Here is a 12,207-nt window from a genome sequence, read left to right as displayed (position 1 = left end):
ACTAGGAAGCGATTATGTTTCACCCATTATTCAGCAAGAAACAAGTTTATTTGCTGGTCCTGGTCTTCATTTTCGCCACTGCATTCGTCGGCGGCTTCGAGATGCTCGGAACCGTACCGGATTGTTTCAGTATTTACACCTGGGGCGACTTTGCAGGCGAAATAGGACTTTTGGCGCTGATTGGATACCTGGCTTATTGCGTAGGCAGGGAAAGCCGGGATTGATGCCTAATCCCGACCGGGCGATCGACTCGCCGCCGTTAAATCTTTGCAAACTTGGAATAAACGGGGTGCTTGGTCGCCATTAAAAATAATATCGTCGCCGCCGATTCCGATCGATTATCGGTGCATCAATCCCAAAACGCCGACGACGATCAAATAAATCGCCACGAGATAATTCAATAACCTAGGCACGAGCAAGATCAATATTCCGGTCACCAGCGCTAGAACCGGCTGCAAAGGCACGTACATGAGAATTCTCCTGTCTTGAATTTACGGGAATGAGTGTAGCTCGTCTTAATTCCAAATCGCTTTCAATAAGAATTAATTTTTGCCGGGCGGGTTAGGCCGCGAGGCCGTAACCCACCGGGCGACCTCGGACCTGTCCTGAGCCAAGTCGAAGGGCCGGCGGGTTGCGCGGAGCCTGTCCTGAGCCCTTCGACGATGCTCAGGACAGGCTTGTCGAAGGGCCTGTCCTGAGCCAGTCGAAGGGCCTGTCCCGAGCGGAGCCGAGGGGCTAATCCGCCATCGATGGGTTTCGCTTCGCTCTACCCATCCTACGATTAATATTCATTCGAATGCCGAATGGAATAGGTCAGGCAACGCCGGAGGGGCCGTCCGCTCGCCTTTCACGATCGCTCGGCTTCACGCGGGATCGCCTGCACCTGAAACTCGCCGCCGCTGCTCCACACATCGAACAGCGCATCGAATCCTTCCTCCCAGGAGGGCGGCTGCCAGCGCCGAAACGCGGCGCGGACGGCTTTTTCCGGAACTCTGCGACGAGTATTGCGCAAAGCATTCCGGACCAAGGCTTCATCGAGTTCGACCCGGAAGGCATAGCCGATCACGCGAAACCCGGTCCGCTTGGCGGATGGGATGTAACGCGCGCGCTCTTCTCGAGTCAGATTGGTATTTTCCACCACATAAGGCTGCCTCGCTTGAAGACAGGCGTCGATCAGCAGCTTTTCCCGGTGTCGGGTACGCAGCATGTCGAGGTTGATCCGTATGTGAGTATCGACGAAGCATGCCTTGAAAAAGGTCGACTTCCCGGCTGCCTGAATTCCTGTGAACACTATGGTTTCCATAAAACGCCAGACTGACTTTCGGCATGAATGTCAGAGTGCTGCGGTCAAGCAACGGCGTTCATCGAAACCCATACACGTCGGAAACGGTGCGCTCGCGAAGCCCGGTCGACAGCCTTACTGTATTCGACATTTGCGCTTCCGCATGCTGTCTACGGCAGCGGCCCAGATGACGGCAGAGTGATCGGACCGACCTCGCCGGGCGCCAGGATTTTCAAGCCCTCGTATTCCTCGGGGCTGAGCTTGCCATCGCTGTTCTGGTCCAAGGTCGTCAGATATACCGGTAAACCGGGCACAGCCTTGGATTCATCGGCGGAAATGTATCCGTCCCTGTTCTTATCGATCTCGGAGAAGGCGGGAGGCGATGTCGATTCTGCCGCTTGCACCAAGGCACTCGAGCCGATCGTCATCGCCAGCACCCGGAAAATCGGGATCGGTTTAGTTTTCATTGGGCCTCCTTACCCTATCCAGACAGGATAAATCACCGAATCCAAGCCCATATGTGTTCAGAGTTGGCGCACGAACCGGAACAGGGTGACTTTTATCGATGTTATGCATGCGCAGCTGGCGACACATCTTCGAATCCGGTAACACCGAAACGCGCCGAGCGCGGCGGTGTTACCGTTCGGAGCCGGCTAACCCGCCTTCAGCCAGGAGCTGCACCAGCCGTTAATGTTCACGAGTTTGCCGCCGAAGATGCTGCAAGGGCGCCATTCCCCTTCGCCGGCCTGGAGAAACTTGCAGTTGTGGCAGAATTGCTGCTCGCCGGGTACGCCTTCTCTCGGGGGACGGGTAGCCTTGGTTGCATCCTCCACATAACGGAGCGATTTGGCCATCGGATCGTCCGGCGACAGCTTGGGGGCGCCCGCAGGAGACGGCTCCTGCGCTTGTCCCCGCCGTAGAAATCCGCTCAGCGAAACAGTCATCACCGTAGCGACCACTGTCTTGAGGGCTTGACGTCGGCCTGGATGAAACCTTGAATCTGACATGGCACTCTCCTTGAACCAGGTTGTACGGATGCTTATCGAAACTCGCCCTAGCGAGTTAATGGAGGATCGAACTTCAAGTCAACTTCCGGGTGAACAATGCCCTTGCGGAAAGTCGCCGTCAAGCGATAGAGCGAACGGCAATAAACAATTAGACGGTCTTGGCATTTCGTAGTTTTGTGCGGCGGGCTATCCGCTTCGCAACCGGCGCAATACGCTTTAAGCCAAATGGAGAGACATTTGGTCTAAGTACATTCAGGGAAGTCTTGCGGCATAGGCAACCTGCAGGACAACCCCGCCAATCAAGCCAATCAGTCGAGATTCCGCAAATATTTGCGGAATGTACTTAGAGCGTTTTCCGAGTCGGTGTAAGGGATTCGGATATGTAGGTCGGCAATCCCTTGCCAATCGCAAACGGCATCTCTGGGAGCGCCAGAGCTGCCCTTCAAATCGCAAACGGTCGCTTTAGTCGCGACCCTTCCAATCGCAAACGGTCGCTTTAGTCGCGACCCTTCCAATCGCAAACGGTCGCTTTAGTCGCGACCCTTCCAATCGCAAACGGCCGTCCTGGGAGCGCCAGGACGCCCCTTCCGACAAAGCCCTTCGCCGAGCCGATACGTCGGCAAGGGATTGCCGACCTACGAATGCTTGAATCCATTCACCCGAGCCGAAGGCGCCAACGACTTCCGCCAAGCCTGTTTTGCCCTACGAGCGAGATGAAAACGCTCTAGAGATGGCGTTCGCAACGTAGCCCGCGTGCGGGGCGGTTCCCCGCTCTAAATTAAGCACCGCGCTCAGCCGCTCATTGGTAGAGTTTTGGGACAAACGACCCGCTAAACGGAAATGAAAAATGCTCTATTCGGTCTTCGAGGGCTCTCGATCGTTTTGCGGCTCCGTGCTCGCCCTGTGGTCGAAGGTCCGCGCATAGGCTTTCAGCATGGCTTCGCTGAATAGACGGAAAGCCTCCACTTTGTCGCTCGTTTTGTTTTCGCTCCTGGGTTTTTCCTCCGCCTCTTTGCCGAAACTGGCGGTATAGGCGTCCAGCAACGCCTTGCTCAGGATGTAAAACGCCATCAATCTTTCTTCCCGTTCGGGCGGAGCGATTTTCTTTTCGGCGGCTGCTTTCTTAAGCGCTCTCTCGACTCTCCTGCCGAAAATCCGGTCAAGACTTTTTTCCGCCGTCACGCTCAGCAGGAGAAAAGCGGCAAAAGCGATGCCGATCCACTGCCAGTCGCCCGGCGCAAGCGTTGCCACCTCGAAGAGCTCGTTCGCGGGCGTATAAAGGACTATCGCCTGCAGGGCCAGGCTCGATGCCACGGCGGCGACCAGCCACCGGTTCGAGAGTATCGGCAGGGCGTAACGCGCCCGGATGACCTGGATTCGGACCATCTCGGCCACGACGATGAAGGTGAAGAGCTGGGTCTGCGCCCGTGCCAGGTCGCCGGTGTTCCAAAGGCCGTGGAAAAACAAAGGCAATCCGGTGGCGGCCATGATCAGGCCGATGCCGAGAATCGAGGCGATGATGCGCCGATCGAGCACCGGTTCGCCGGAACCGCGCGGCGGCTGCTTCATGATGCCTTCCGTCTTGGGATCGGTACTCAAGGCCAGCGCAGGAAGCCCGTCGGTGATCAAATTGATCCACAAGAGCATCACCGGCGTGAGGATCAAGGCTTCGCTCTGGCCTTCGAAAAGGCGGGGAAACAGCGCGGCGCCCGCCAATACGCCGAGGAACACGATCAGGATCTCGCCGGCGTTCGCCGACAGCAGAAAATTGACGAACTTGCGGATGTTGTCGAAGATGCCCCGGCCTTCGGCGATGGCATTGCGCAAAGTCACGAAATTGTCGTCCTGCAGCACCATGTCCGAAGCTTCCTTGGCCACGTCGGTTCCGCGCCGGCCCATGGCGACCCCCACGTGAGCATTGCGCAGGGCCGGGGCGTCGTTCACCCCGTCGCCGGTCATGGCCACCCGATGACCGCTCTCCTGGAGCGCCTTCAAGAGCGCGACCTTGTGGTGGGGCGAAACGCGGGCAAAGACCTCGGCTTTCTCCGCGACTCGCGGCAGCTCTTGCTCGGAGAGGCGGTCGAGCTCCGTTCCGGTCATGGCCCCTTCCGGGCTGAAACCGATCTGCGCCCCGATGGCCTTGGCCGTCGCCAGGTTGTCGCCGGTGACCATGATGACCCGGATACCCGCGTTTCGGCAGTCCTGAACGGCCTCCTTCACCTCGGCGCGGGGCGGATCGATCATGGCCTGCAATCCAAGAAACACCATTCCGCTTTCGATCTCGTCCTCGTTTCCCTCCGTATCGTGCATTTCCTTGTGGGCAAAGGCCAAAACGCGGAAGGCGCTGCCGGCGAACTCTTTGTTTTTATCGACGATGGCCTGTCGCGCCTCCTCGTCGAGGGGCTTGGCTTCCCCGTCCTCCCATAGCGAGCTGCATCGCTCCAGCACCACTTCGGGAGCGCCCTTCATGTACGCCATCGGCGGTTCTTCCTTGGCGATCACCGTCATCCGCTTGCGCTCGGACGAGAATGGAATTTCGCGCAGCCGTTCCGGCTTGGCTTCGATCCCCGCCTTGGCGGCCGAGACCAGAAGGGCGACTTCCGTGGGATCGCCGGAATAATCCGCGGCGTCCCCCGTCTTTTCCGCATCGTTGACGACGGCCCCGCATTTTAGGAGCGGCTCCAGCGTCTCGGCGGGCACGGATTCGCCGTTCTGACGGAACTCGCCGTCCGGCTTGGTGCCTTCACCCGTGACCTCGTAGGTTCGGCCGGCGAAATATAACCTTTTGACCGTCATCTGATTTTCAGTCAGCGTGCCCGTCTTGTCGGTCACGATCACGTCCACGGAGCCCAAGCTCTCCACGACCGACAGCCGGCGAACCAAGGCGTTCTGCTTGATCAGCCTCTGGGAGCCAAGCGCCAGGGCGAGGGTCACCACGGCCGGCAGGCCCTCCGGCACGGCGGCCACGGCCAGGGTAACGGCCACCAGGATGATGGTGACGATGCCGGTTTCGGTAGCAAAGTACTGGATCACGGCAACCACCAGAATCAACCCGAGAATGCCGTAGCCGATTTGCTTGCCCAGGCGGTCGACCTCTTCCTGGAACGGCGTTTTGTGCTGCTCGGCGCTCTCGATCTCCGAGGCGATGGCGCCCACTTCCGTGTTCATGCCCGTGGCCACCACCACCGCCTTGCCCCGTCCTCTCACCGCATCGGTGTTCATGAACAGCATGTTGCTGCGTTGGGCCAAAGGCGTGTCTTCATCCACGGGTTCCGCCTCTTTGGGGACCGTCGCGCTCTCCCCGGTCAGCGAAGCTTCCATCGTCTCCAGACTGTGGGATTCGAGCATACGGGCATCCGCCGGAATCCGGTTCCCTTGGTCGATCACGATCACATCGCCCGGCACCAGCTCGGTAGCCGGCACCGTGATCTTTGTTCCGTCCCTGAACACCCGCGCCTGCGGCGTGGAAAGCTCCCGGAGCGATTGCATCGCCTTTTCGGCCCGATAGTCCTGAATGAAACCGAACAGCCCGTTGGCCAGCACGATGACCAGAATGAGAATGGCCTCGGTGTATTCCGGTTCCGCTCCCGGCAAGAAGCCCACGCCGACCGAGAGGATCGCCGCCGCGAGCAGAAGGTAGATGAGAAAATCGTTGAACTGGGCCAGCAAGATCCTGAGCGGAGAGATTTCCCGTCCTTTCCGGATCTCGTTGGGACCGTGTTCCTCGAGGCGCCGCCTCGCCTCGTCGGCGGAAAGGCCTTCGGCCTTGGTCTTCAGTTCTTGAAGAATCCGGTCTGCGGGTTGACTGTGCCAGCTCATGTTTGAGGTCCTTCTCCCATCTTCGACCGCCGAAAAAGCGCCGGGTGCGTAACGATCTGAACGGATCTATCCGGGTATGGACTAAGAGCCTTACCAGAATCGTAGGGTGGGTTAGCGCAGCGTAACCCACCGATCCGAGGCCGCTCGGCGGGTTACGGCCTCGCGGCCTAACCCGCCCTACAAACTGTCGAAGGGCCTACTGGGATAAGCATCCAAGGGATGCCCGTTCGATTGTGCCCCTCGCCAGCTGAGAACTTACGCTATGGCGCAGGGTCTGCTTGTAGTAAGCCCATTGCGGAAAGGAGTGGCCATGCGGCTCGGGATCGAGAACACCGTTACCGTGATTACCGGAGCATCGAGCGGCATCGGTCGGGCCACGGCTTTGGCGTTCGCAGCGGCGGGAGGAACCGTGGTGGTGGCCGCCCGCCGTGGAGCGGCCCTCGATGAACTGGCGCAGGAGTGCGAAACCTCCGGCGGAAAGGCTTTGGCCGTGCCGGTCGATGTGACCGACGGACCAGCGGTCGAAGCGCTGGCGCGCCGAACCATCGAAACCTTCGGGCGGTTGGATACCTGGATCAACAACGCGGCGGTGACTCTGTTCGGCCGGTTCGAGGAAACCCCGATTGCGGATTTCCGCCGGGTAATCGACACCAATCTATTGGGCTACGTTCACGGTGCTCGGGCCATCCTGCCGTGGTTCCGGGAGCAGGGTAGCGGCGTTCTCATCAATGTCTCCTCGGGGGTCGGAAAAATTCCCAAGCCTTTCGCCGCCGCTTATGTCATCAGCAAATACGGCATCGTCGCGCTATCCGATTGCCTGCGGCAGGAGCTTTGGGATGTGCCGGGCATTCATGTGGTCACGGTGCTTCCGCCAGCGACCGATACGCCCTTGTTCCAGCAGGGGGGCAATTACATGGGGCGCGCGGCCAGACCCATGTGGCCGATCTATGATCCGGAAAAAATCGCCCGAGCCATCCTGTCCGCCGCGCTCACACCGCGCCGCGAGGTGATCGTGGGCGCCAACATCCGGGCGGCGATCGTCGCCCAGCGCATCGTGCCGGGGCTGTTCGACCGATGGGCGGCTCGGGTGGTCGAAGCGAAGCACTTTCAAGAGCGCGCCATACCGCCGACTTCGGGCAATCTGTTCCAACCCATGCCCGAATACGCCAGGGTGCGCGGCGGCTGGAAAAGACCCCGGCAAAGGCTGCCCGTTTCCTGGATGGCGCTGGCCGGGGTACTGGGCATCGGCATGGGGTTCGGGTTCGCCGGACTCGGAAGAAGATCGTGAGTCCGCCCTGATCCTCGTCATTTGTCTCGCAAGGAGTAAGCCTATGCTGTTTCGAACGGCTATCGATATCGAGAGCACCCTCAGGGGAGTAGTGGAAATCAAGGGCAACGAAGTCGAAGTCGTCGATGCCGACAGGCTCCGGGAAGCGTGCATCGACCGGCTGGTCTACAACGCCATCTTCCATGAATCGGAAGAATTCAGATATTTCCTGCAATGGTTGATTCGGGAAGTAGCCGCCAAGCTGGTGGTTTATCCGACCTCCATCCAGGGGCTGCATGAAGCGGCAGTCCTGGGCGTGGCTCCGGTTTTCACGGCTCCGGTGCTGAGTCTGCATGCGCTGAGCTACGATGTGGCGAGGGCCTGTTTTCGCGCGGCTGGGGAGACCGGCGCAGGCGCTTTCAGTTTCGGCTACACCGATGAAGTCTCCGGTTACGGGTTCCAGTCGCCGGCCGAGTATGCCACCTGCATTCTGGCGGCGGCGATTCGCGAGGGATATCAGCGAGCCGTGTTCCTCCAAAGCGATCATATTCGCATAGGACGCGCCAGTTATCAGGTCAGCCGGGACGATGAGATCGACAGGCTGAAAGAACGGATCGAAGAGGCGATTACGGCCGGATTCTTCAATATCGATCTCGATACCTCGAGCCTGGCGGATTTCTCCCGCCCGAGCTTTCCGGAACAGCATCAGCAAAGCGGCCGGGAATGCGCCGAACTGGTCGCGTTCATCCGCGAGATCGAGCCGGAGGAGCTGTCCGTCGACATCGGTGCCGAAATCAAGGCGATGGGCGATGGAAACCTGACCGCGGATCAGTTTCGCGCCTTCATGGAGAGCTTTTACGTCCAGCTCAATCTTCCGGGCGGTAAGAAGGACCTTTCCAAGGTTGTCGTCCTGGTGGGCGAGGCGGACGTCGATCTCAATTTGGTCCGGGATCTCGGCGAGATCGCTCGCCGGGAGTATGGCCTCAGCCTGGCGGTGCGCAGCGGGATAACGCCCATTCCGGAAACGCTGTTCCCGCAGTTTCCGGGGAATAACGTCAGCGAACTGCATCTCGTCGCGCCGTTCGAGGACCTGATCTTCGAGCACGAGGCGTTTCCCGTGGAGTTGAAAAAGGACATCTACCGCTGGATCGATAGCGAATGGCCCGGAGAGCGGCAGCCCGGCATGAGCGACGAAGCGTTTTACCGCGCCACCCGCAAGCGGGCGCTGCTGCCTTTCAAGCAAGCCCTATGGGACTTGCCGCCGGCGCAGCGCGACCGAATCACGGCCGATGTGCAGGGCAAGGCGGTCTCTTATTTCGACACTCTGAAGGCGAGCAATACCACAGGACTCGTCCGCGACACCGTCGATATCGAAAGAGTGGGATTGCCGGCACCGGTTTCCGGGTATAGCCATACGGGGGAGATCACGTTCAAGACCCTGCTGGACCGAATGGGCGGTACCCGGCCGGTCACTGTAGGACCTCGTTAGCGCGGGAGCGGGTTGGCAGAGGGGCATGGACACTGCCGTGTTCTGTCGAGTGATGTATTCGAATCGGCCGCCGATAACATCAGGTCGTATCTCAAAACGATCGTAGGGTGGGTTAGGCGCGCACTGTCACGAACCATGCTGCGACCGCAGGACTTTCCGCGCGCCGTAACCCACCGGTTCCCGCGGCCTTGCCTGGTGGGTTACGGCGCGCGGAAACACCAAAGGAACTTTGCAGGTTCCGTTGATGCGCGCCTAACCCACCCTACGAAAGATGTGCCGCATGAAAACCCGAGCGATCCCGCCGGAACCGAGCCAGTTAAACCCCGGTCCTACTTTTTTTGCGGACTGGTTTTATCGCCATTCGGTCCGACAAAAAACCGGTCTCAAACCGGAGAGAAGCCTTCCAGTAAATGGAACAGGCGGAGACGAACGAAATATACATGGCAAGGAATACAGGAGGCACATCATGAACGCGATTCAGGAAATGCTCAAAGCGCATCCGCACCCGGCCGTAATGGGACGTGGAGTGGACATGGGATTGTTGTCACAAACGGCAAGCGAACTGTTCGATTGCGCGCAAGCGTGTACCGCATGCGCTGACGCCTGCGTCGGAGAGGACCAGGTGCAGAATCTCAAACGATGTATTCGGATGTGCATGGATTGCGCGGACATCTGCGAGGCGACGGGCCGGCTGGTTTCGCGCGAGACCGAATCGGACATGAGGATGATGCGCAGCCAGTTGCAGGCCTGCGCGACGGCCTGCGGAATCTGCGCCGAGGAGTGCGAGCGGCATGCCTCTCGTCACGAACACTGCCGCATTTGCGGTGAGTCGTGTCGCCGTTGCGAGCAAGCCTGCAACAAGCTGGCGGGTGCGATCACGATGTAACCGGCATGGGTTCCGTTAAGAAACGAGCGGTTCGGCGCCGGAAATAGGCCGGACCGTTCGTGAGAAATCTGTGTAGCGGTGCGCTCCGCTCTTGGGAGGCCGGAGCGCACTTCCCATCGAGCTCTTCCGGTATGAAAATGAACACGCATAGCCCAGAACCGGAATCCGCTACCAACTAACCCCGCCCACCGCTTGGCGGCTGGAACGATCCCACGGAGCGCCGCCATGACACACCATACCCATTCCGAGCCGCAAGCCGCTCCCGCTCGCCACGTTCCGGCTGATCGCCGCGAAGGCCATCATGCGGAACATCACGATCATACGGCGATGGTCGAGGACTTCCGCCGCCGCTTTTGGTTTTCGCTGGTTCTGACCGGCCCCATCCTGGCGCTTTCGCCCATGATTCAGGAGTGGCTGGGGCTCGAGGAACGCCTCGCCTTTCCGGGGGACACCTACGTCCTTTTCGGTTTCTCGACGGCCGTCTATCTCTATGGCGGCCGGCCGTTCATCCGCGGATTGTTCGACGAGCTCCGGCAGCTTCAGCCGGGCATGATGACGCTCATCTCGCTGGCCATCAGCGTGGCTTATTTCTATTCGAGCGCCGTGGTGTTCGGCCTCTCGGGCCAGGTGTTCTTCTGGGAGCTGGCGACCCTGATCGACGTCATGCTGCTCGGTCACTGGATCGAGATGAAGTCGGTGATGGGCGCCTCGGGCGCTTTGGATGCCCTGGTGCGGCTGATGCCCACCGAAGCGCATAGGCTGCGGGAAAACGGCGAAGTCGAGGAAGTCCCGGTCACCGAACTTCACCCCGGCGACCGGGTGCTGGTCAAGCCGGGCGAAAAAATCCCGACCGACGGCCTCATCACCGAAGGCCGCTCGAGCTTGAACGAATCCATGCTGACCGGCGAATCCAAGCCCGTCACCCGCCGCGAAGGGGACGAGGCCATCGGCGGGGCGGTCAACGGCGAAGGGGCGCTGGTGCTGGAAATCCGGAAGACCGGCGCGGAAACCTATCTGGCGCAGGTCGTCGAAATGGTGCGGCAGGCGCAAGCTTCCCGTTCGCGGGCGCAGGATTTGGCGAACCGCGCGGCCCAATGGCTGACCTATATCGCCCTCTCGGTCGGAACTCTGACCCTGGTCGTCTGGCTTTTGCTGGGCGAACCCTTCGAATTCGCGCTGGAGCGCACTGTCACCGTGATGGTCATTACCTGTCCGCACGCCCTGGGGCTCGCCGTGCCGCTGGTGGTGGCGGTGAGCACGTCGCTGGCCGCCCTGAGCGGTCTTCTCATCCGCAATCGGGCCGCTTTCGAGCGCGCCCGGAACCTGCAGGCCGTCGTGTTCGACAAGACCGGCACCCTCACCGAGGGCCGGTTCGGCGTGTCCGACGCGGTGCCGCTGGCGGATATCGACGAGGCGGAGCTGCTGCGGCTGGCTGCCTCGCTGGAGCAGCAATCGGAACACCCGATCGCCCTGGGCATCGTCCGGGCGGCCGAGGAGCGCGGCATCCGCCTGGCCAAGGCGGAGGAATTCCGGAACCTGACCGGCCGCGGCGCCGAGGCCCGGATCGAAGGACGGCTGATTAGGGTCGTAAGTCCGGGGTTTGTCGAGGAGCAGGGATTCGGCGTTCGCGACGAGCGATTGAGCGAACTGGCGGGGCAGGGCAAGACGGTGGTCTACGTGACGGACGGCGACCGGGTTCTCGGGGCCATCGCGCTGGCCGACGTGGTCCGTCCGGAATCCTTCGAAGCGATCGCACGGCTCAAGGCCATGAACATCCGCTGCCTCATGCTCACCGGAGACAGCCGGGCGGTTGCGGCGCACGTGGCCGGGCAGCTCGGGCTCGACGACTACTTCGCCGAAGTCCTGCCCCACGAGAAGGCGGCGAAGATCCGCGAGGTAAAGTCGGAGGGCCTGACCGTCGCCATGGTGGGTGACGGGGTCAACGACGCGCCGGCGTTAGTCGAGGCCGATCTCGGCATCGCCATCGGCGCGGGCACCGACGTGGCCATCGAATCGGCCGACATCGTTCTGGTGCACAGCAATCCGCTCGACGTGGCCGCGACGCTCGGCCTGTCCCGCGCCACTTACGGCAAGATGGTCCAGAATCTTTTGTGGGCCACCGGCTACAACGCCGTGGCCATTCCCCTCGCGGCCGGCGTCGCCGCGCCGTTCGGCTGGGTGCTGTCGCCGGCAATGGGGGCGGCGCTCATGTCCCTCAGCACCGTGATCGTCGCGATCAACGCGAAGCTCTTGGAGCGTTATCGCAGCCGGCTGTAAGCTGTGTCCAGCTTCGAAGAATCGCCAGGACGCCGAGGGTGTTGTCTTTCCGCTTCTCCTGATGAAAGGATTCCGCTGCGTCTTTCGGGAACACCGGGCTGAACGTGTCGCCCGATGCCTCGTACCCGGCATCTGAACCAAAGCTTCGACCCGTGCCGAAAGCGGAAAATGAGGCGGGAG

The 12,207-nt window shown here is 60.7% G+C and carries 10 protein-coding genes; 5 read left to right on the top strand and 5 right to left on the bottom strand.

Annotation, left to right across the window (positions count from 1 at the left end; translation table 11 throughout):
- The first annotated feature begins 14 nt into the window (after positions 1–14).
- Positions 15–224: a hypothetical protein gene (locus tag ACR2R1_RS06090; protein ID WP_077732779.1), complete on the top strand. Its 210-nt coding sequence runs from the start codon at positions 15–17 to the stop codon at positions 222–224.
- A 114-nt stretch (positions 225–338) separates the two neighbouring features.
- Here the strand turns inward: ACR2R1_RS06090 and ACR2R1_RS06085 are convergent, their stop codons facing one another.
- The 5 genes from ACR2R1_RS06085 to ACR2R1_RS06065 form a co-directional block, all read right to left on the bottom strand.
- Positions 339–470 (bottom strand): DUF3096 domain-containing protein, encoded by a 132-nt coding sequence (locus ACR2R1_RS06085; protein WP_156880007.1) that lies wholly within the window; start codon positions 468–470, stop codon positions 339–341.
- A gap of 377 nt (positions 471–847) precedes the next feature.
- Positions 848–1,291: an AAA family ATPase gene (locus ACR2R1_RS06080; RefSeq protein ID WP_434113141.1), complete on the bottom strand. Its 444-nt coding sequence runs from the start codon at positions 1,289–1,291 to the stop codon at positions 848–850.
- A 161-nt stretch (positions 1,292–1,452) separates the two neighbouring features.
- Positions 1,453–1,749, bottom strand: a complete 297-nt coding sequence (locus ACR2R1_RS06075) for a hypothetical protein (RefSeq protein WP_156880005.1) — start codon at positions 1,747–1,749, stop codon at positions 1,453–1,455.
- Between the two features lie 186 nt (positions 1,750–1,935).
- The gene (locus tag ACR2R1_RS06070; protein WP_086134513.1) at positions 1,936–2,289 is read right to left on the bottom strand and encodes a high-potential iron-sulfur protein; all 354 of its coding nucleotides are present in this window, start codon (positions 2,287–2,289) and stop codon (positions 1,936–1,938) included.
- Between the two features lie 852 nt (positions 2,290–3,141).
- Entirely contained in the window at positions 3,142–6,108 is a 2,967-nt protein-coding gene (locus ACR2R1_RS06065; protein WP_434113139.1) for a cation-translocating P-type ATPase, read from the bottom strand.
- 310 nt (positions 6,109–6,418) lie between these two features.
- On the opposite strand from ACR2R1_RS06065, the gene ACR2R1_RS06060 reads away from it, so the two are divergent.
- The 4 genes from ACR2R1_RS06060 to ACR2R1_RS06045 all read left to right on the top strand — a co-directional run bounded on the left by ACR2R1_RS06060 (position 6,419) and on the right by ACR2R1_RS06045 (position 12,027).
- Complete coding sequence (locus ACR2R1_RS06060) at positions 6,419–7,396, top strand: SDR family oxidoreductase (RefSeq protein ID WP_077731130.1); 978 nt, start codon at positions 6,419–6,421, stop codon at positions 7,394–7,396.
- Positions 7,397–7,439: 43 nt separating this feature from the next.
- Positions 7,440–8,864 carry a hypothetical protein gene (locus ACR2R1_RS06055; protein WP_434113137.1) on the top strand — a complete coding sequence of 475 codons (1,425 nt, stop codon included), beginning with the start codon at positions 7,440–7,442 and terminating at the stop codon, positions 8,862–8,864.
- A gap of 466 nt (positions 8,865–9,330) precedes the next feature.
- Entirely contained in the window at positions 9,331–9,750 is a 420-nt protein-coding gene (locus ACR2R1_RS06050; protein WP_077731128.1) for a four-helix bundle copper-binding protein, read from the top strand.
- A gap of 225 nt (positions 9,751–9,975) precedes the next feature.
- Positions 9,976–12,027: a copper-translocating P-type ATPase gene (locus tag ACR2R1_RS06045; RefSeq protein WP_434113135.1), complete on the top strand. Its 2,052-nt coding sequence runs from the start codon at positions 9,976–9,978 to the stop codon at positions 12,025–12,027.
- The last annotated feature ends 180 nt before the right edge of the window (positions 12,028–12,207 follow it).

The organism is Methylocaldum sp. GT1TLB, from assembly GCF_051027445.1.
Classification (GTDB): Bacteria; Pseudomonadota; Gammaproteobacteria; order Methylococcales; family Methylococcaceae; genus Methylocaldum.
The sequence above is the reverse complement of the archived record's forward strand: the minus strand, read 5'-3'. Positions and strand labels throughout refer to the sequence as shown.